Genomic DNA, 20,014 nt, shown 5'->3' on the forward strand with positions numbered 1-20,014 from the left:
CGACAGAGGGGACACAGTCATACCGGGCCCGGAGGCCAGTGGCCCCATTGCAGGACCGCGAAAAACATAACGGGGGGCCAGCCCCCGGACCCCCGCGCCTCAAACGCCGGCGAGGCTGGATTGCGGGCATGGCAGAAAGAGGGGCCCGGCTGAATTGTTCAGGCGGGCCCCTCTTTCGTTCAGCCAGTGCAGCGGCTACGCCAGGCGGGCCACGCCGTCGGCCTTCGCCGCCGCGGCGACCGCGGCCGTGACGGCCTCGGCGACGCGGGTGTCGAACGGCGAGGGGATCACGTAGTCGGCGGCGAGCTCGTCACCCACGACGCCGGCGATGGCGTCGGCGGCGGCGATCTTCATGCCCTCGGTGATCCGGGTCGCGCGGACCTTCAGCGCGCCCGCGAAGATGCCGGGGAACGCCAGCACGTTGTTGATCTGGTTCGGGAAGTCCGAGCGGCCCGTGGCCACGACCGCCGCGTACTTGTGCGCGACGTCGGGGTGGACCTCCGGGTTCGGGTTGGCCATGGCGAAGACGAAGCAGTCCTTCGCCATCGTCGCCACTGCGGCCTCGGGGACCGTACCGCCGGAGACGCCGATGAAGACGTCCGCGCCCGCGAGGGCGCTCTCCAGGGAACCGGTCTGGCCGGTCTTGTTCGTCAGGCCCGCGATCTCCGCCTTGACGTCCGTCAGGTCGGAGCGGTCGGCGGACACGACGCCCTTGCGGTCGGTGACGCAGACGTCGCCGATGCCCGCGTCCACGAGGATCTTGGCGATCGCGATGCCCGCGGCACCCGAACCCGAGATCACGGCGCGCAGGTCGGCGAGGGTGCGACCGGTGAGCTTCGCGGCGTTGCGCATGGCGGCCAGCGTCACGATGGCCGTGCCGTGCTGGTCGTCGTGGAAGATCGGGATGTCCAGCGCCTCCTGGAGGCGGCGCTCGATCTCGAAGCAGCGGGGCGCCGAGATGTCCTCAAGGTTCACCCCGCCGAAGGACGGCGCGAGGCGGATCACGGTCTCGATGATCTCGTCCGTGTCTTTGGTGGCGAGCGCGATCGGAACCGCGTCGACACCGCCGAACTGCTTGAAGAGAATGGCCTTGCCCTCCATCACGGGGAGGGAGGCTTCCGGCCCGATGTCACCGAGTCCGAGCACGGCCGTACCGTCGGTGACGACGGCGACCACGTTGGACTTCCAGGTGTACTCGTTCACGAGCTCGGGCTGCTCGGCAATGGCGCTGCAGACCTTCGCAACGCCGGGCGTGTACGCCAGGGACAGGTCGTCCTTGTTGTGGACCGGCACGGTGGCCACGATGGCCATCTTGCCGCCCCGGTGCAGCGCGAACACCGCATCCGGGTTGTTGTCCGTCACGCTGTCGCTGCGAGGATTGACGATCTCCGCTGCCACTGTCTTAACCCCTTAAGTCTTTGAATCGTTGAGGGTGGCCACTCCTGGTTAAGGGGTGGGCGGGCACCGCGTCCGTCTCCGCGTCGACGGTTGGCCCGTCTCCGCGAAGGGGAGGTTCGTACGCGCGGGCGCGCCGCACGCGCGCCCTGAGCCCCGGATGAGGGGTGTAAGGATCTGTTCTACCCGAAGAACACTCACCCAGACGAGTCGATTCCCGCTCGACCATAGGCTGCTTGTGCCGGTTTTGGCGAAAAGTCCAAACCTCTCTGTCCGATGGGCGAGACGCGCCGTAAATAGTGAGGCAAAAGGCCCAGGTCACAGCCATTCGTGCGGCTCTGAGGGGCCTTGTCCGCAGTCCTGTTGGGTACGAAGGGGCTGCCGTTATCCGATTTTGACCTGACGGGCTGCCTGAATGACTCAGTCCGAATGGCAAGATGCCCCTAATCACACAAGGTCGCGACACTCGATGGGGCGTGCCCGACCGTTTTTTCGATGCTTTCCACCTGCCGGAGGAACCAGCTCATGACCGCAAGCACCACCCGCCGTACGACCGCCGCCCGGTCCCGGATCGCCGCGGTCGGCGCGATCGCGGTCGCCGGCGCCCTGATCCTCACCGGCTGTGGAGACCAGACGGACAAGGCTTCCACCGCGACGCCGTCCGGCAAGGCGAACGCCGCCCCGCTGTTCGGCAAGCTGCCGAAGAAGATCCAGGACGCGGGCGTCATCAAGGTCGGCACGGACGCCACGTACGCGCCGATGGAGTTCACCGAGGGCGGCAAGATCGTCGGTGTCGACCCGGGCATCGCCGAGGCACTCGGCAAGCAGCTCGGCGTCACCTTCAAGTTCGAGTCGGGCACCTTCGACACCCTGATCGGCAGCATGCAGACGGGCCGCAGCGACGTGGTCATGTCCTCGCTCACCGACACCAAGGCCCGTCAGGAGGGCCTGGACGAGAAGGGCGCCAAGACCGGTGCGGGCGTCGACTTCGTCGACTACTTCAGCGCCTCGACCGGCATCCTGGTCAAGAAGGGCAACCCGGAAGGGATCAAGACCCTCGACGACCTCTGCGGCAAGAAGGTCGCCGTCCAGCGCGGCACCACGTACGAGCAGTCCGCCAAGGACCAGTCCGAGAAGTGCAAGACGGCCGGCAAGGGCGAGATCTCCATCGAGTCCTTCCCGACCGACGCCGAGGCCCAGACCCGCGTGAAGGCCGGCGGCGCCGTGGCCGACCTCAACGACTCCCCGGTCGCCGCGTACATCGCCCAGACCGCCGGTGGCGGCAACGACTTCGAGGCCATCGCCAACCCGACCGACGCCGGTCTCTTCGGCATCGCCGTGGACAAGAAGAACACCGAGCTGCGCGACGCGCTCAAGGCCGCCCTCGACGCGATCATCAAGGACGGCACGTACAAGGCCGCCCTGGACAAGTGGAACGCGGGCTCCGGTGCCGTGACCGAGGCCAAGATCAACGCAGGCTCCTGATCTCCGCGCACCACCGCAGCACACTGAAGGGCAGTCACTGTGACTGACAAGCTCGACAAGGTCCCGGGCCCGGCGGACACCCCGCCGGCCGGGGCCCTCCCCCCCGAGGCGATCAAGGCCATTCCGGTCCGTCACTACGGCCGCTGGATCAGCGCCTTGGTCGTCATCGGTCTGGTCGCGATGCTCGCCGTCGCCTTCTCGCAGGGCAACGTCCGCTGGGCGACCGTGCCGGAGAAGCTGTTCGACCCGACCATCATCCGAGGCCTGTTCAACACGATCTGGATCAGCGTCGCCTCGATGGCCCTGGGCCTGGTGCTCGGTGTCCTCTTCGCCGTGATGCGGCTCTCGAAGAACCCGGTGACCAGCACCATCGCCTGGTTCTACATCTGGTTCTTCCGCGGCACCCCGGTGTACGTACAGCTCCTCATCTGGTTCAACCTCGCCCTGATCTTCCCGTACCTGAACCTAGGGTTCTACCGGGACGAGATGACCCAGGTCATGACCCCGTTCCTGGCCGCCCTGCTGGGCCTCGGCCTGAACGAGGGCGCGTACATGGCGGAGATCGTCCGCGCCGGCATCCAGTCGGTCGACGAGGGCCAGAGCGAGGCCTCGCACGCGCTCGGCATGACCCGGACGCAGACCATGCGCCGGATCGTGCTGCCGCAGGCCATGCGGGTGATCGTGCCGCCCTCGGGCAACGAGTTCATCAACATGCTCAAGACCTCCTCGCTCGTGGTCGCCGTGCAGTACTTCGACCTGCTGCGCGCCGCCCAGGACATCGCCTCCACCTCCTTCGCGGTGATGGAGATGTTCTTCGTCGCCTCGATCTGGTACCTCGCCCTGACCAGTGTGTTCAGCGTCGGCCAGTACTACCTGGAGCGCCGCTACGCGCGCGGCTCGCTGCGATCCCTGCCGCCCACCCCGCTGCAGAAGATCAAGGCGAACCTCTCCCGCTTCTCGAACCGCAAGGCGGTGGCCTGATGACTTCGACTGCCATGGTGAAGGCCGAAGGCGTCCACAAGTCCTACGGCGCCGCCCACATCCTCAAGGGCATCGACCTGGAGGTCGCCCCGCGTGAGGTCTTCTGCCTGGTCGGTCCGTCCGGCTCCGGCAAGTCGACCTTCCTGCGGTGCATCAACCACCTGGAGCAGGTCAACGCCGGACGGCTCTACGTCGACGGACGGCTCGTCGGCTACCGCCAGAAGGGCGACAAGCTCTACGAGCTGAAGGACAGCGAGGTCGCGGCGCAGCGCCGGGACATCGGCATGGTCTTCCAGCGCTTCAACCTCTTCCCGCACATGACGGCCATAGAGAACGTCATGGAAGCCCCGGTCATGGTCAAGGGCGAGAGCAAGTCGGTCGCGCGGGCGCGCGCCGTCAAGCTCCTCGACCGGGTCGGCCTCGGCGACAAGGGCGGGAACTACCCCACCCAGCTCTCCGGCGGTCAGCAGCAGCGCGTGGCCATCGCCCGCGCGCTGGCCATGGAGCCGAAGCTGATGCTCTTCGACGAGCCCACCTCGGCGCTCGACCCGGAGCTCGTCGGTGACGTCCTGGACGTCATGCGGGATCTGGCCGAGTCGGGCATGACCATGATCGTGGTCACCCACGAGATGGGCTTCGCCCGCGAGGTCGGCGACAACCTCGTCTTCATGGACGGCGGAGTCGTCGTCGAGTCCGGCCACCCGCGCGACGTCCTGGGCAACCCCCAGCAGGACCGCACGAAGGCCTTCCTCTCCAAGGTCCTGTAACGCGCAGGTCCTGCGAGACGGCGTCCCACACGTGAGGGGCGGTACGGGAATCCGTACCGCCCCTCACGCATGCCCGGCCCGCGCCGCGGGCCGTGGCCTACTTCAGGGCCAGCACCAGCCCGTCGGAGGGCGAGCGCCAGACCGTACGGGCCTCCGCGAAGCCGGCGTCGCGCAGCGTGGCCGCGTGCCAGGACTCCGGCGGGGTGTCGCCGTCGGCGTGCTCCCCGTAGATCTCGAAGCGGGCCTTGGTCGGCTCGGCGAGCGCCGGGTCGGCGGCCGCGAGCTCCCACCACTCGCGCCAGTCCAGCGCCCCGGCCGCCTTCGCCCGGTCCATGCCGCCGTGCCGGTGGGCGCGCTCGGCGGCGTTGATCCGCGGGGTGGCGGGGTCGGGCATGTGGTCGGCGTTCATGAACACCCCGCCGGTGCGCAGCAGGGGCGGGAGCTGCCCGTAGAGGGCGGCGAGGTCCTCGCTGGGCAGCCAGTGCAGGGCGGTGGCCGTCAGCACGGCGTCGTAGGAGCCGTGGGGGAGTGCCGAGCGCCAGTCGGGGTGCTTGAGGTCGGCGGTCACGAAGGTGACGCGGGGGTCGCCCGCGAAGTGGCCCCGGGCGATCGTCAACAGCGCAGGGTCGAGATCGACTCCCGTACTGGTGGATTGCGGGAACCTCTTGAGGACGCGGTCCGTGATACTTCCCGTACCGCACGCGAGATCGAGCACCCGGGGGGCGGTGCCGACCAGCGCCTCCAGCATGTCCAGCATCACCCGGAACCGCTCCTCGCGGTCCGGCATGTACCACTCCTGCTGCCGGTCCCAGCTGTCCTGCCAGGCCTGCCAGTCGGACGGTGCTGCCGTACCGGAGCGTGCTGTATCCGCCACGAGTGCCTCCATGCGTAATACCCTCGAACATGTCTCAGTCGTTACCAGAGACATTAATCCGCAGCCGTAAGGACTACAAGTGGAACTGGCCCATTACTCGGACTACGCCGTGCGCCTGGTCAACACCGAGGAGCCGGCCCGCAACAAGGACTCGCTGACCTCCGTGGACGCCGTCCGCGCCCTCTTCGGCGTCAGCGTGCAGATGGCCCGCCGGGTCACGGACGGTGACGTCACCCGCTTCCGCAACGTCCGCGGCCGGCTGCGCGCCGTCTTCGAGGCCGCCGACGGCGGCGACCACGTCCTCGCCGTCGACCTGCTGAACTCCCTGCTCATGGAGTTCCCCGTCAGCCCCCAGATCTCAGGGCACGTGGCCGTCGACGAGCACGGCGGACACGCCGGACACGGCGGGCGCGCCGGACACGCCGGACAGGGGGAGCACGGCGGCCCGAACTGGCACATCCACCTGGCCGACCACCCCTCCAACGCCTCCGCCGGCTACGCCGCGATCGCGTGCTTCGGGCTGGCCTTCCACCTCACCGAGCACGGCCCGGCCCGGCTCGGCCTCTGCCAGGCCCCGCCCTGCCGCAACGCCTACCTCGACACCTCCACCAACCGCTCCCGCCGCTACTGCTCCGACCGGTGCGCCACGCGCGCCAACGTCGCCGCCTACCGCGCCCGCAAGCGGCTGGAGGCCGAGGAGTCCGCCGGCAGCGGACGCAGCGCCGAGGAAGCCCAGGAGAGCCACGCCCTCAGCGAGCGCTGATCCTGCGCCGCGTGCTCCGGCCGGGGGCGCGGCCGGAAGCGGACCACCGCGGTCGCCAGCACGAGCTCGTCGGGGACCGGCCCGTAGTCCGTGCTGTCGCCCGTCTCGTTGTACGGGTTGTCGCCCAGCACCCACCAGCCGCCGGAGCGCCGCTCCACCGCCCGCTTGACGACGAGCAGGTCCTGCTGGAACGGGTGGCGCAGCACCACCACGTGGCCCGGCCGCACGGGTGCCCCGTAGCGGACCAGGACCTGGTCCCCGTTCTCCAGGGTCGGCGCCATCGAGGGGCCGCTCACCTCCACGGTGCCGATCCGCTTCAACGGCGACTCCCACTCCCGCGTCCGGCCGCGCGAGCGCGTGCTCCCCGCCATCCGAGACCTCCTTGACCGCGCTCGTCCACTCTTCGTGCCACCCCGCATGCTGCCGCACTCTTCCGTACATTCGGTCACCGGCCCGGGGACACCCCTGGACTTTTGTCCCAACCCCACGGGGGCGGCCGCGAAATCGTCTTTCTCACGGAGTAATCTCCCCCTTGAGAAGACGATCACGAGGAGGACAAACTCCATGCTTTCCCGCCTCTTCGCCCCCAAGGCGAAGGTCTCCGCCCACTGCGATCTTCCGTGCGGCGTGTACGACCCTGCCCAGGCCCGCATCGAGGCCGAGTCCGTCAAGGCCGTGCAGGAGAAGTACCAGGCCAACGACGACGCCGACTTCCGCGCGCGCGCCATCACCATCAAGGAGCAGCGCGCCGAGCTCGCGAAGCACCACGTTTCCGTGCTGTGGAGCGACTACTTCAAGCCGCCGCACTTCGAGAAGTACCCGCAGCTGCACACCCTGGTCAACGACACCCTGAAGGCCCTCTCGGCCGCCAAGGCGTCGAACGACCCGGCGACCGGCGCCAAGGCGCTGGAGCTCATCGCCGAGATCGACCGCATCTTCTGGGAGACCAAGGCCGCCTGATCAGGCTTCCAGCCTGATCGGCCTTGTCCCGCGGGACGATGACGAAGGGGCCCGACCGCAGTGCGGTCGGGCCCCTTCGTCTTGGGCGAGGGCTACGCGTCGTCCTCGTCGTCCTCGTCGTCCAGGCGGGCCAGCCACGTGGCGAGGCGTTCCACCGGGACCTCGAAGTCCGGGTTCAGGTCGACGAAGGTGCGCAGCTGCTCGGCGAGCCACTCGAAGGTGACCTCCTCCTCGCCGCGCCGCTTCTCCAGCTCCTCGATGCCGCGATCGGTGAAGTACAAGTCGGGCTCCGTGCGGTGGTCGGGTGTTCGGGTGTGTCCCGTCAGGATAATCCGCCGTCCGCCGCGGCCGGACCTGACCGCTTTCCGCCGTTCGCGGAGCCCCTCTCCAGGGCAGGGATGGAGGGTCCGCGGCGGGAGGTATGCATGGATCACCCCGAGCCGAGCGACGGCGTGCTGTGGGCACTCGGTTCCACCGAGCCGTCCGCCGAAGGGACCGCGCTGGTGTGCGGCGTACGGCGGGCCCGGCGGCTGCGACTGCTGCGGGAGCTCGGGGAACTGCCGGGCGCCCGTACCGGGGAGGCGGCCGAGCACTGGGCCCTGCTGGAGGAGGCCGGGCGGCGCGACCCGCGTGCGGTGGCCGACGTGGTGCACTATCCGGCCACCGGGGTGTGGGCCGAGGAGACGCTGCGCCGGCTGCGCACGCGGCACGGACCGCCCGCCGACCTCGGGCACCTCGGGGCAGTCGCCGCCGCCGCGGCGCTGCGCGCCGGGATCGGCTTCAAGATCACGCTGCGCCCCGCGCACGGACGCCTCGCCCTGCCCACCCTCGGACTGCTGCGCCCGGCCCGGCCCGGCCCGCTCGCCCTGACCGAGGGCTCCTGGGACCCCGCCGGCCCGGAGACGCTGGCCCTGCACGCGCTGCCCGACGGGCGGACCGCCCTGGACGACCTGGACCCGTACCGCGCCCCGGTGACGGTGCCCGCCGCCCGCCGGCTCACCCCCAAGGGGCACAAGCGGTGGGACATCCAGTGGTCCGGGGCCCTCACGCTGCTGCGGCGCTACGACACCGCCCGTGCGGAGGAGGCGGGGCGGCTGCTGCGCTGCGTGGTCCCGCTGTCCGGCAGCTCCCGGTCCTACGGCGGGACCCTGCCCGCGGCGGCGGGCTCCGTCCTGGCGCGGGCGCAGCCGCCGCCCGCGCTGGCCGCGACCCTCGTGTTCGAGGTTCAGCACGGAAAGCTGGCGGCCCTCGCGCAGGCGCTCCCGCTGCACACCGCCGACCGCTCCGCACGGTACTGGGCGCCCTGGCGGGCCGATCCACGGCCGCTGGAGGGGCTCCTGCGGGGCGCGTACGCGCATCTCGGGCTGGCGGGCTACTGGCAGCGCGCGGCGCTCTACGGGGCCAGGGGGGCGTGGGCGCAGCACGCGCGGGTGCGGGCGCAGGTGGCGGCGGTGCTGCCCGTTCTGGACGCGTGCCCGGAACTCACCGCCGGCGGGCGGGTGTTCGTCGCCTCCATGGCGGCGGCCGAGCAGGCCATGGACGGCGTGTCCTCGCCGGGTACCCGGTACGCGGTGGCCCGCGCGGCGGTGGAGCACGACCGGGTGGCCTGGTGTGAAGCTCACCCGAACCTGGCCCCTTACGCGGCCGGCTGACGGGTCGAGCCGCTGCGCGGGGCGGAGTTCCCCTACCCGCCCTTCCACCGTTCCCTGGGCTCCGCCCAGACCCGCGCCTCAAACGCCGGCGGGGCTGAAAGCTCGCCTCAAACGCCGGCGGGGCTGGATAAATCCAGCCCCAGCAGCGGACCGGACAGCCGGAAGGCCCGGCTCCCCGAGGGGGGCCGGGCCATCCACCGTTCGAGCAAGCGCAGCGCTTAGGCCTCGAAGACCTCGTTGAGGAGGAGCTGCTGCTCCGCCTGGTGGCGCTTGGCCGAGCCGACCGCCGGGGACGAGCCGTGCGGGCGGGAGATGCGGCGCAGGCGCTCGCCGGCCGGGATGTCCGCGCCGACCGCCAGGTCGAGGTGGTCGATCAGGTTGAGCGCGATGAAGGGCCACGCGCCCTGGTTCGCCGGCTCCTCCTGGGCCCAGATGTACTTCGCCGCGTTCGGGAACTTGGCGATCTCCGCCTGGAGTTCCGCGCCCGGGAGCGGGTAGAGGCGCTCGATGCGGATGATCGCCGTGTCGGTGATGCCCCGCTTCTCGCGCTCGGCCTCCAGGTCGTAGTAGACCTTGCCCGCGCAGAAGACCACCTTGCGGATCTCGTTCGGGTCACCCGCTCCGGAGGAGACGCGCGTGTCGCCGATGACCGGACGGAACGAGCCGGTCGTGAACTCGTCCGCCTTCGACGCCGCCGCCTTCAGGCGCAGCATCGACTTCGGGGTGAAGACGATGAGCGGCTTGTGGTGCGGGTTGTGGACCTGCCACCGCAGGAGGTGGAAGTAGTTCGACGGGAGCGTCGGCATCGCGACCGTCATGTTGTCCTGCGCGCACATCTGCAGGAAGCGCTCCGGGCGGGCGGAGGAGTGGTCCGGGCCCTGGCCCTCGTAGCCGTGCGGGAGGAGGAGCGTGACGCCGGACGTCTGGCCCCACTTCTGCTCGGCCGAGGAGATGAACTCGTCGACGACGGTCTGCGCGCCGTTGACGAAGTCGCCGAACTGGGCCTCCCAGAGGACCAGCGCGTCCGGGCGGGCCAGCGAGTAGCCGTACTCGAAGCCCATGGCCGCGTACTCGGAGAGCAGCGAGTCGTAGACGTTGTAGCGGGCCTGCTCGTCCGACAGGTAGAGCAGCGGGGTGTAGTCCTCGCCGGTCTCCCGGTCGATCAGGACCGCGTGGCGCTGGCCGAAGGTGCCGCGGCGGGAGTCCTGGCCGGACAGCCGGACCGGGGTGCCCTCCATCAGCAGCGAGCCGAAGGCCAGGGTCTCGCCCATGCCCCAGTCGATGGTGCCGTCGTCGATCATCGCCGCGCGGCGCTGCAGCTGCGGCAGCAGGCGCGGGTGGACGGTGACCGTGTCCGGGATGTTGACCTGGGCCTCGGCGATCCGCTTGACGACCTCCTGGGAGATCGCGGTGTTCACGGCGACCGGGAACTCCTGCGCGACCTGCGCGGGCGCCACCGGGGCGACCGCGGGCTGCGTGGCGGCCTCGCGGACCTCCGCGAAGACCTTCTCCAGCTGGCCCTGGAAGTCCTGGAGCGCCTGCTCCGCCTCTTCCAGCGTGATGTCGCCGCGACCGATGAGGGACTCGGTGTACAGCTTGCGCACCGAGCGCTTCTTGTCGATCAGGTCGTACATCAGCGGCTGCGTGAACGCCGGGTTGTCCGACTCGTTGTGACCGCGGCGGCGGTAGCAGATGAGGTCGATGACCACGTCCTTGTTGAACGCCTGACGGAACTCGAAGGCCAGGCGCGCGATGCGGACCACGGCCTCCGGGTCGTCGCCGTTCACGTGGAAGATCGGCGCCTCGATCATGCGGGCCACGTCGGTCGCGTACATCGAGGAACGCGAGGACTCCGGGGCGGCGGTGAAGCCGACCTGGTTGTTGATGACCACGTGCACGGTGCCGCCGGTGCGGTAGCCGCGCAGCTGCGACATGTTCAGCGTCTCGGCGACGACGCCCTGGCCCGCGAAGGCCGCGTCGCCGTGCAGGGCGACGGGCAGGACCGTGAAGTCCGTGCCGCCCTTGTTGATGATGTCCTGCTTGGCGCGGACCACGCCCTCCAGGACCGGGTCCACCGCCTCCAGGTGCGAGGGGTTCGCGACGAGCGAGACCTTGATCTGCTCGCCGTCCAGGCCCGTGAAGGTGCCGTTGGCGCCCAGGTGGTACTTGACGTCGCCGGAGCCGTGCATGGACTTCGGGTCGAGGTTGCCCTCGAACTCGCGGAAGATCTGCGCGTACGACTTGCCGACGATGTTCGCGAGGACGTTCAGCCGGCCGCGGTGGGCCATGCCGATCGCGACCTCTTCGAGGCGGGCCTCGGCGGCCGAGTCGATGACGGCGTCGAGCAGCGGGATGACGGACTCGCCGCCCTCCAGGGAGAACCGCTTCTGGCCGACGTACTTCGTCTGCAGGAAGGTCTCGAAGGCCTCCGCGGCGTTCAGCCGGCGCAGGATGCGCAGCTGCTCCTCGCGCTCCGGCTTGGAGTGCGGGCGCTCGATGCGGTCCTGGATCCAGCGGCGCTGCTTCGGGTCCTGGATGTGCATGAACTCGACGCCGGTGGTGCGGCAGTACGAGTCGCGCAGCACGCCGAGGATGTCGCGCAGCTTCATCATCGACTTGCCGGAGAAGCCGCCGACCGCGAACTCGCGCTCCAGGTCCCACAGGGTGAGGCCGTGCTCGGTGATGTCGAGGTCGGGGTGCTTGCGCTGCTTGTACTCCAGCGGATCCGTGTCGGCCATGACGTGGCCGCGGACCCGGTAGGAGTGGATCAGCTCGAAGACGCGGGCGGCCTTCGTGACGTCGTCGTCGTGCGAGGCGTCGATGTCCCGGAGCCAGCGGACCGGCTCGTACGGGATGCGCAGCGCCTCGAAGACGTCGTCGTAGAAGCCGCTCTCGCCGAGCAGCATGTTCGCGACGATGCGCAGGAACTCGCCGGAGGCCGCGCCCTGGATGACCCGGTGGTCGTAGGTCGAGGTCAGGGTCATGACCTTGGAGATGCCCAGCTTGTTCAGGGTGTCCTGCGAGGTGCCCTGGAACTCGGCGGGGTAGTCCATGGAGCCGACGCCCATGATGACCGACTGTCCGGGCATCAGGCGGGGCACGGAGTGGACGGTGCCCAGGCCGCCGGGGTTGGTGAGGGAGACCGTCACCCCGGTGAAGTCGTCCATCGTCAGCTTGCCGATGCGGGCCCGGCGGACGATGTCCTCGTAGGCCTGCCAGAACTCGAAGAAGTTGAGGGTCTCGGCCTTCTTGATGCCGGCGACGACGAGCTGGCGGTCGCCGTTGGGCTTCACCAGGTCGATCGCGAGACCGAAGTTGATGTGCTCCGGCTTGACCAGGGTCGGCTTGCCGTCCTTCTCCGCGAAGGAGTAGTTCATCGACGGCATGGCCTTGATGGCCTGCACCATCGCGTAGCCGATGAGGTGGGTGAAGGAGATCTTCCCGCCCCGGGCGCGCTTCAGGTGGTTGTTGATGACGATGCGGTTGTCGAACAGCAGCTTCACCGGGACGGCGCGGACGGACGTGGCCGTCGGCACTTCCAGCGAGGCGTTCATGTTCTTGACCACGGCAGCCGCCGGGCCGCGGAGCGTCACCAGTTCGGGGCCGGCAGGGGCCTCGGTGGCGGGCGCGGCCTTCTGGGGGGCTACGGCGGGGGTGGTGGCCGGAGCGGCCTGGGAGGCGGGGGCTGCCGGTGCGGCGGCGGCCGGGGCCTGGGAGGTGACAGTCACAGCAGGGGCACCAGAGGGGGTGGCAGGTACAGGGGCAGGTGCTGACACGGGCGTCGTGGGCGCTGCGACGGGGGAGGCAGGCGTGAGGCTCGCCGTCCCTGTGGCGGCGGCGTCGGAAGCCTGCGGAGCCGTGGCGGTGACGGGGGCGGCGGCCTGTGCGGAGGCGCCGTCCGTCGTCGTCGCGGCGGGGGGAGCGGGCCGGTCCGTGGGCTTGTCCGCCTTCACCGGAGCGACAGCGCCACCCGGCTTGTAGTCGGCGAAGAAGTCCCACCAGGCCCGGTCGACCGAGTTCGGGTCCTGGAGGTACTGCTGATAGATCTCGTCGACGAGCCACTCATTCGCGCCGAAGCCTGGGGCGGGGTTCTTCCCGCCTGATCCTGCTTCGGTCGTGGTGCTCGAGTTACTGGGGGACTGTGGCGACACGGCGGCAACCGCCCTCTTCCGCTTCACAAGGTATGGACAGCGGGAATAAAGGCTACGCCTCCCGGGCCGTGAGATGCAGACCGGGCGGGACTTACGTCGCGTAGGTCACATCGAACGGCGGGTTTCACCACCTGGAATGGCGGGAAACAAGCGTGGTTCGGGCAGGAGGCACCGCGGTTGCGGCCCCCTGGCTTCGCACCCCTGACGGACCCCGGCGCATGTGGCCGAGATCATGTCCTTCCCACTGGAACCCTACGTCAACCCGGCGCCTGCGAGCTGCCCGGAAGCGTGACGAGGATGCGGCAGCCCCGTGACGATTCGGCCACTCCGATGTCCCCCCCGTGCAGGCCGACCGCCCAGCGGGCGATGGCCAGGCCCAGGCCCGTGCCCCCGTCGCCGCCCCTCGCACTGCCCCGGTTGAACCGCTCGAAGACCCGGTGGCGCTCCGCCTCCGGAATTCCGGGACCTTCGTCCCGTACTTCGAGCACCAGACCCCCGGGCGCGTCGCCCGCCCGGGCGTGCACCGTGACCCGGCCGTGCGGCGGGCTGTGCTTGACCGCGTTGTCGATCAGGTTCGCCACCACCTGGTGCAGCCGCTCGGCGTCCGCGTACGCCGTCAGGTCCGGCGGGGACACGTCCAGGTGGAGGTGGACGTCGTTGCGGGTGTGCCCGCCCGATCCGGAGGACAGCCCCGGCCGGCCGGCCGCCGCCAGGCCCGACTCCTTCAGCACCCCCGACAGGTACGGCCACACCTCGAAGCGGCGGGCCCGCAGCGGCACCACCCCGTTGTCGACGCGGGAGAGGTCCAGCAGGGTCTCCACCAGCCGGCCGAGCCGCTCGGTCTGCTTCAGGGCCGTGCGCATCGTCTCCGGATCGGCTTCGGAGACCCCGTCCACCACGTTCTCCAGTACCGCCCGCAGGGCCGCGATCGGGGTGCGCAGCTCGTGCGAGACGTTGGCGACGAGCTCCTTGCGGTGCCGGTCCACCGCCTCCAGGTCGTCCGCCATCAGATTGATGGTGGAGGCCAGGTCGCCCAGCTCGTCGCGGCGGCCCGCCCCGCGCACCCGGCGCGTGTAGTCCCCGTGGGATATCGCCCGGGCCACCGTGGTCATGTCGTCCAGCGGCGCCGTCAGGCTGTGCGCCACGAACTGGGTGATCAGCATCGAGGCGATCACCGAGAACACCGTGATGAAGCGCACCTCGGTGGCCGTGCGCAGGGCCACCATCAGCAGACCCGTGGTGATGAAGACCGACACCACCACGAGCGTGCCCAGCTTGGTCTTGATCGAGAACGGGGAGAAGGGCCGCAGCACGCCGGGCGGCCGCTGCCCCGGCGGCCGGTAGCCGCTCACGGCTGCGCCGGTGTCTCCAGGGCGTACCCGACGCCGTGGACCGTACGGATCCGCTCGGCGCCGATCTTCCGGCGCAGCGCCTTGATGTGGCTGTCGACCGTACGGGTCCCGGACGCGTCGGCCCAGTCCCACACCTCGGCGAGGAGCTGCTCCCGCGAGAGCACCGCCCGCGGGGTCCCGGCCAGGCACACCAGCAGGTCGAACTCCGTCGGCGTCAGGTGCACGTCCTCGGTGTGCACCCGGACCCGTCGCTGTGCGTGGTCGATCTCCAGATCGCCCAGCCGCAGGGTGGCCCCGCGCGGGGCGTGCGCGGCCAGCGTGGCCCGCTCCACCCGCCGCAGCAGTACGTGGACCCGCGCGGCCAGCTCGCGCATCGAGAAGGGCTTCGTCATGTAGTCGTCGGCGCCGACCCCGAGGCCGACGAGCATGTCGGTCTCGTCGTCCCGGGCGGTGAGCATGAGCACCGGAACGGGCCGCTGCGCCTGGACCCGGCGGCAGACCTCCAGGCCGTCGAAGCCCGGCAGCATGACGTCCAGGACCAGGAGCTCCGGCAGCCAGCTCTCGGCCGCGGCGACGGCCGCCGGCCCGTCCGAGGCCGTCTGGACCTGGAAGCCCTCGGCGCGCAGCCGCGCCGCGATGGCCTCCGCGATGGTGCGGTCGTCCTCGACGACGAGTACCCGGCGCTGCGCGCCGGGGGTGGCCGCGGCGCCGTTGTGGGTGGTGGTGTGCGTCTGTTCCATGTCCCGCCCCTGAAGATCCCGCGTGGTAGGGGTGCAGCGTAGAGGAGCGTCCGGCCTCCGGCTATGACGGGTTCCGCATGCGGGCCCGCTGCACGGCGGCACTGTTCCCGGACGTCCGCGCCTCAAACGCGGCAGGACTGGGATTTGTTCGCCGTCTGCACGCACGAGAACGCCGGCGGGGCTGGAAATCCAGCCTCGCCGGAGTTTGAGGCGCGGGGTCTGGGGCGGAGCGCCAGGGGCCCGGGCGGAGCCCGGGGCCTGGCGGGTCAGGGCGGAGCCCTGGGAACGGGGGAAGGGCGGGTAGGGGATCCCGGCCCCGCAGGGCCAGAGGGTTACAGCGCTGGGGCCGGAGGGCTACAGCGTTACAGGGCCAGGCCGTGGCCGTGCGCGAACACCGGGTCGGCGGTGTCGTTCGGGACATCGGGCCGGGAGGCGGCGACGGCCGCCATCGAGCGCGGGAGCTCGAAGGGGAGGCGCCCCTCGGCGGCGGCCCGGCCGAAGGCCACGTCCAGGAGGGCGGCGTCGGACGCCCCGTAGTCCGCGATCAGCGCGGCCGCCCGCTCCGCGATCTCGGGGATCACCGCGGCCCGCTCCAGATTGATGCAGACCAGGGTCGGGACGGCGTCCAGGAGGGACAGGATCTCGGTGAGCTCCGGCTCGGCGAAGGCCAGCGAACCCGAGTGGAAGAAGGACTCGAAGATGTTCGTGCGGGGCTCGTGCGGCGTGCGCAGCCGCAGCACCGCCAGGTCGGCCTCGGCCGGGTCGGACACGACGTCCCCGTACGCCGCCGCGACGTCCGCGTCCACGTCCTTGACGTACAGCTTCGGCCGGCCGGAGACCGGCAGGGTCCGCCCGGTGTTGGTGAGCACCGTCAGGGAGCGCCGCTGGGCCGCCGCGCCCGCCGCCGTGAAGTCGGCGCGGCCGACGGTCTCCGCCGCCGCGTCCGGGTCCACGTACGGGTTCTCGAAGAGGCCGAGGACGAACTTCTCGCGCAGCAGCCGGCGTACGGACGCGTCGATCCGGGCTTCGGGGATCCGGCCCGAGCGGACCAGCTCCACGACCACCTCGGGGCACTGCTCGCCGCCGAACTGGTCCGAGCCCGCCTCCAGCGCGCGGGCCGCCCGCTCGGACACGCTGAGGTGCTCCAGGCCCCACGCGCGGGCCGGGTGCGATTCGCCGAAGATCACCGAGTCCGTGATCAGACCCCAGTCGGTGCACACGATGCCCTGGAAGCCGAGCTCCTCGCGCAGCAGGCCGGTGACGACGCCCTTGTTGAAGCCGAAGGCGACCTCTTCCCAGTCGGTGCCGATGGGCTGGCCGTAGTACGGCATCATCTGCGAGCAGCCGGCCGCGATGGCCGCCTTGAACGGCTCCAGGTGGTGCTCGCGCATCCCGCCCGGGTAGACCTGCTCCTTGCCGTGCGCGAAGTGCGGGTCCTCGCCGTCCTTCTGCGGGCCGCCGCCGGGGAAGTGCTTGACCATCGCGGAGACCGAGGCCGCGCCGAGCGTTTCGCCCTGCAGGCCCCGTACGTAGGCCTGGACGAGCTCGCCCGTCAGCTTCGCGTCCGAGCCGAAGGTGCCCGACTGGCGGGCCCAGCGCGGCTCCGTGGCCAGGTCGATCTGCGGGTGCAGGGCGACGCGGAAGCCGACGGAGAGGTACTCGCGCCGCATGATGTCGGCGAACTCGAAGACCAGCTCCGGGTCGCCGATCGCGGCGAGGCCGATGGCCTCGGGCCAGGCGGAGAAGGCGCCGGCGTTGAAGGAGGCGCCGACGTTGTCGGTGAAGGAGTGCCGGGGGTCGGTGGACAGGGTCACCGGGATGCCGAGGCGGGTGCCGGCGGCCATCTCCTGGACGGCGTTCTGCCACATCGCCATCTCGCGGGCGCCGTAGCTGCCGAGGAGGTTGAAGTGGGTGAGGGAGCGGCCCTCGATCAGCTCGGGGGTGGTGAACGGGAGGATCGAGCCGTCGGTCTCGGTGACCGGGGTGCCGTCCGGGTTCATCATCAGCATGGAGTGGAAGAGCTGGCCGGCCTTCTCCTCCAGGGTCATGCGGGAGAGCAGGTCCTCGACGCGCTGGTCGACGGGGAGGGAGGCGTCCCGGTAGGGGAGGGGCGCGGCGGGGGTGGCCGGGGGCGTCGGGGTGGCGTTCACGTTCATGGCAGGGCTCCTGAGGAGGTCGGTCGCGCGGGAGGTCGCGGGGGCGGAGGGGGTCGCGTGGGCGGAGGAGGTCGCGTGGGCCGTGGCGGGCGGCTGGTCGGGGCCGGGTGAGTGGGCGGGGCCGGGTGAGTGGGCGCCGGCGGGCCCGGTCGGGCGGGCCGTCATTCGGCCGAGCGGATCAGCTGGACCGGGGCGGCGCCGACGGTCGGCGCGATGCCGCCGACGAGGGAGGGCACGCCGTGGTCGCCCCCCTCCGCCGTAGGCGAGGGAGCGTGGGCTGAGGCGGCGGCCAGGGCGGTGGCCGGGGTGGTGGGCGGCGTGGCCGGATCGGGTTGGCCGGGGGCGTCGAGCGCGCTTCCGGGGTCCTGCGTGAGCGGCATGGGGGCTCCAACGTCTCCGCGTCGGCCTCGTCACCGGCCGGGCGGTTTCACCGTAGGGGCGAAAACCATGTACCCACTAGGTTTTCGCGCAGTGAGCTGGATCACTCCATCGGGATGGCCGAAAACAGTCGGGTTTAGGGTGGTCCGCATGGCACAGGACAGGGGCCGGACGGCCCCCAAGGCGGCGGCTCCCCAGGCGACCGCTCCCAAGGCGGTTGCCGCCCGGGGCGGCTACGCGGTGGGTGACGCCCGTCGTCAGAAGATCCTCGACACCGCCGTCGAGCACTTCGCGCAGTGGGGCTTCCACGCCTCCTCGCTCGCCCGGATCGCCAACGACTGCGGGATCACCCAGGGCGGCCTGCTGCACCACTTCCGCGGCAAGGAGGACCTGCTGCTGTCCGTCCTGGCGCAGAGCGAGCAGCACGACGTCGAGCGGCTCTTCAGCGGGCCGGCCGAGGAGGTCCCCTCGGTCGCCGTGCACTTCGCCGCGGTGGTCGCCCTCGCCGAGGACAACGCCCGCCGCCCCGGTCTCGTACGCATGTACAACACGCTGGTCGGCGAGTCCGGGAACCCGGGCCACCCCGCGCACGCCTACTTCCGGCAGCGCTACGACCGGGTCCTCGGCTACAGCGTCGGCCTGCTCCGGGCGGGAGTGGCGCGCGGCGAGGTCAGGCCGGACACGGACTGCGAGGCCGTCGGCCGCGAGATCATCGCGGTGATGGACGGATTCCAGATCCAGTGGGTGCTGGACCCGGAGGGCGTGGACATGGCGGTCCTGCTACGCGGATACCTGGACCGGCGGCTGCGGGAGATCACGGTGGCGGGGACGGGGTTGTGACGGGGCGGCGGGGGCGGTGCCCCGTCCGCTGGGCCGGCTTGCCGTCTTCGCCTCCGTCGCCGCAGTCGCCGGGGTCGCCGGGGTCGCTGTGGCGGCTGTGGCCGGCCTGATTTCTTCAGCGCGGCTCGAAGGGCGGCAGCGCGCTCAGGACCCCTTCCAAGGGGCGCGGCAGCGTGGTCTGGGCGGCGGCGACCTCGTAGCCGCCGTGCCGGAAGGCGTACGTGAACGCGTCGAAGGCCGGCTCGTCGGGCATCGAGATCCGCGGCAGGCGGGGGAAGTCCGCCTTCTGGAGTGCGGTGCGCAGTTTCGTGAGGGCGGCCGCCGAGAGCTTGTCGCGGTCGACCGTCTCGGCCTTCGCGTTGAGCCGGAGGAACGATCCGTCACCCTTGATGATCAAGGTGCTGGTCTTTCCGGTGATGCCGCCGCTGCGGGTGACCGCGAGGAGGGTCTCGCCGCCGGCGGGCGTCGAGGCGCTGGGTGCGGGGGCAGGAGCGGAGGTACTGGGTGCGGGCTGTGGGGCGGGACCGGTCGTACCGGTGCCCGGGCCCGGACTCTGGCCGGCGCTCTGACCCGGGGACGGCGTCCCCGGGGCGTCCGTCGCCGTCCCGGACGGGGCGCTCGTGGCGGAGCCGGTGCCGGGGCCCGTGCTCGTGCCTGCGCCCGTGCTCCCGCCCGCGTTCGCGTTCGGTGTCGGTGAGGCTCCGTCCTTCGACCCGCCGGAGGAGCACCCGCCCAAGGCCGCCACCACGGCCAGCGTCACGGCTGCCGTCACCAAGCCCACTCGCCCACCACGTGCTCGCACGCCCCACCCCCGCAGGTATCCGGCTCGAACCCCGAGTATGGAGTCAGCACCACCCGCACGGATAGCACCCGGAGGCCGACATCCGCCGCTTCGCCCTTTGGCGCTGGCTGCCGCCGCTCACCGCCCTCGCCCTCGGCCTCTGGGGCCTTTCGCGGGGCGGCTCCATGTGGCGCGACGAGTCCGTCACGTGGCAGGTCGCGCACCGGCCGCTCGGGGAACTCTGGGAACTGCTCGGCCAAGTCGACGCCGTACACGGCCTCTACTACCTGCTGATGCACGCGGTCTTCACGGTGACGGGCGACGGCGCCGCCCCCGGCTCCGGCCTCTGGGCCCTGCGCCTCCCCTCGGTGGCCGCCACCGCCCTCGCCGCATCCGGCGTGGCCGCGGTGGCCCACCACCTGACGGGCGCGCCGCCCCGCAGAAACGGTGGCGCGGCGCGCATGCCCGCCGCGCCTGGCACGCCTGGCGAACCCGGACAGGCTGGCGCCCCCGACCGGTCCGGCGGCCTCGACCACCTCGACCGGCCTTCTGGCCCTGGCAGCCCTGGCGGGCTGGACCACCTCGACCACCTCGATCGGTCTGGCGGCCCCGGCGGCAGGGGCCTCGATCGCCTCGAGCGGCCCGACCACTCCGACCGGTTTGGCGTCCCCGACGTCCCCGACCGGCCTTCTGGCCCTGGCAGCCCTGGCGGGCTGGACCACCTCGACCACCTCGATCG

The 20,014-nt window shown here is 71.1% G+C and carries 17 protein-coding genes and 1 pseudogene; 8 read left to right on the plus strand and 10 right to left on the minus strand.

What is annotated here, in order from left to right; translation table 11 throughout:
* Positions 1-195: 195 nt before the first annotated feature.
* Positions 196-1,398 (minus strand): NADP-dependent malic enzyme, encoded by a 1,203-nt coding sequence (locus MTF69_RS19235; RefSeq protein WP_243336158.1) that lies wholly within the window; start codon positions 1,396-1,398, stop codon positions 196-198.
* Between the two features lie 522 nt (positions 1,399-1,920).
* Here MTF69_RS19235 and MTF69_RS19240 point away from each other — a divergent pair.
* From MTF69_RS19240 to MTF69_RS19250, 3 genes are read left to right on the plus strand one after another with little or no spacing between them, the layout of a single operon-like run.
* Positions 1,921-2,880: an ABC transporter substrate-binding protein gene (locus tag MTF69_RS19240; RefSeq protein ID WP_243336159.1), complete on the plus strand. Its 960-nt coding sequence runs from the start codon at positions 1,921-1,923 to the stop codon at positions 2,878-2,880.
* A gap of 39 nt (positions 2,881-2,919) precedes the next feature.
* Complete coding sequence (locus MTF69_RS19245) at positions 2,920-3,861, plus strand: ABC transporter permease subunit (protein ID WP_374323366.1); 942 nt, start codon at positions 2,920-2,922, stop codon at positions 3,859-3,861.
* The gene (locus MTF69_RS19250; RefSeq protein ID WP_279345975.1) at positions 3,861-4,628 is read left to right on the plus strand and encodes an amino acid ABC transporter ATP-binding protein; all 768 of its coding nucleotides are present in this window, start codon (positions 3,861-3,863) and stop codon (positions 4,626-4,628) included. The genes MTF69_RS19245 and MTF69_RS19250 overlap by 1 nt, the downstream gene beginning before the upstream one ends.
* Positions 4,629-4,725: 97 nt before the next feature.
* Here MTF69_RS19250 and MTF69_RS19255 read toward each other — a convergent pair whose 3' ends face one another.
* On the minus strand, positions 4,726-5,502 hold the full coding sequence (locus MTF69_RS19255; RefSeq protein ID WP_243336160.1) for a trans-aconitate 2-methyltransferase: 777 nt from the start codon (positions 5,500-5,502) through the stop codon (positions 4,726-4,728).
* 79 nt (positions 5,503-5,581) lie between these two features.
* Here MTF69_RS19255 and MTF69_RS19260 point away from each other — a divergent pair, with 79 nt between their 5' ends.
* Complete coding sequence (locus tag MTF69_RS19260; RefSeq protein WP_243336161.1) at positions 5,582-6,265, plus strand: CGNR zinc finger domain-containing protein; 684 nt, start codon at positions 5,582-5,584, stop codon at positions 6,263-6,265.
* Here the strand turns inward: MTF69_RS19260 and sodX are convergent.
* Complete coding sequence (gene sodX, locus MTF69_RS19265) at positions 6,169-6,636, minus strand: nickel-type superoxide dismutase maturation protease (RefSeq protein WP_279345976.1); 468 nt, start codon at positions 6,634-6,636, stop codon at positions 6,169-6,171. The genes MTF69_RS19260 and sodX overlap by 97 nt on opposite strands.
* A gap of 193 nt (positions 6,637-6,829) precedes the next feature.
* On the opposite strand from sodX, the gene sodN reads away from it, so the two are divergent.
* On the plus strand, positions 6,830-7,225 hold the full coding sequence (sodN, locus tag MTF69_RS19270) for a superoxide dismutase, Ni (RefSeq protein WP_030709803.1): 396 nt from the start codon (positions 6,830-6,832) through the stop codon (positions 7,223-7,225).
* 92 nt (positions 7,226-7,317) lie between these two features.
* On the opposite strand, the gene MTF69_RS19275 is transcribed toward sodN, so the two are convergent.
* Positions 7,318-7,506 (minus strand): DUF6104 family protein, encoded by a 189-nt coding sequence (locus MTF69_RS19275; RefSeq protein WP_030681317.1) that lies wholly within the window; start codon positions 7,504-7,506, stop codon positions 7,318-7,320.
* 144 nt (positions 7,507-7,650) lie between these two features.
* On the opposite strand from MTF69_RS19275, the gene MTF69_RS19280 reads away from it, so the two are divergent.
* Positions 7,651-8,877, plus strand: coding sequence for an HEXXH motif-containing putative peptide modification protein (locus tag MTF69_RS19280; protein WP_243336162.1), 1,227 nt, complete (start codon positions 7,651-7,653; stop codon positions 8,875-8,877).
* A 218-nt stretch (positions 8,878-9,095) separates the two neighbouring features.
* Here the strand turns inward: MTF69_RS19280 and MTF69_RS19285 are convergent, their stop codons facing one another.
* From MTF69_RS19285 to MTF69_RS19305, 5 genes are all read right to left on the minus strand, one after another.
* Positions 9,096-13,028, minus strand: coding sequence for a multifunctional oxoglutarate decarboxylase/oxoglutarate dehydrogenase thiamine pyrophosphate-binding subunit/dihydrolipoyllysine-residue succinyltransferase subunit (locus MTF69_RS19285; protein WP_243336163.1), 3,933 nt, complete (start codon positions 13,026-13,028; stop codon positions 9,096-9,098).
* 257 nt (positions 13,029-13,285) lie between these two features.
* Entirely contained in the window at positions 13,286-14,341 is a 1,056-nt protein-coding gene (locus MTF69_RS19290) for an ATP-binding protein (protein ID WP_243336362.1), read from the minus strand.
* 35 nt (positions 14,342-14,376) lie between these two features.
* Positions 14,377-15,120: a response regulator transcription factor gene (locus tag MTF69_RS19295; protein ID WP_243336164.1), complete on the minus strand. Its 744-nt coding sequence runs from the start codon at positions 15,118-15,120 to the stop codon at positions 14,377-14,379.
* Positions 15,121-15,482: 362 nt separating this feature from the next.
* Positions 15,483-17,276 (minus strand): glycoside hydrolase family 3 protein, encoded by a 1,794-nt coding sequence (locus MTF69_RS19300; protein WP_243336165.1) that lies wholly within the window; start codon positions 17,274-17,276, stop codon positions 15,483-15,485.
* A gap of 161 nt (positions 17,277-17,437) precedes the next feature.
* Positions 17,438-17,656, minus strand: coding sequence for a hypothetical protein (locus MTF69_RS19305; protein WP_243336166.1), 219 nt, complete (start codon positions 17,654-17,656; stop codon positions 17,438-17,440).
* Between the two features lie 148 nt (positions 17,657-17,804).
* Here MTF69_RS19305 and MTF69_RS19310 point away from each other — a divergent pair, with 148 nt between their 5' ends.
* Positions 17,805-18,494, plus strand: a complete 690-nt coding sequence (locus MTF69_RS19310; protein ID WP_243336167.1) for a TetR/AcrR family transcriptional regulator — start codon at positions 17,805-17,807, stop codon at positions 18,492-18,494.
* A gap of 115 nt (positions 18,495-18,609) precedes the next feature.
* On the opposite strand, the gene MTF69_RS19315 is transcribed toward MTF69_RS19310, so the two are convergent.
* On the minus strand, positions 18,610-19,266 hold the full coding sequence (locus MTF69_RS19315; RefSeq protein ID WP_243336168.1) for a hypothetical protein: 657 nt from the start codon (positions 19,264-19,266) through the stop codon (positions 18,610-18,612).
* 194 nt (positions 19,267-19,460) lie between these two features.
* On the opposite strand from MTF69_RS19315, the pseudogene MTF69_RS43750 reads away from it, so the two are divergent.
* Positions 19,461-20,014: pseudogene (locus tag MTF69_RS43750) on the plus strand (hypothetical protein); the annotation flags it as partial.

The organism is Streptomyces sp. AP-93, from assembly GCF_022808175.1.
GTDB lineage: Bacteria > Actinomycetota > Actinomycetes > Streptomycetales > Streptomycetaceae > Streptomyces.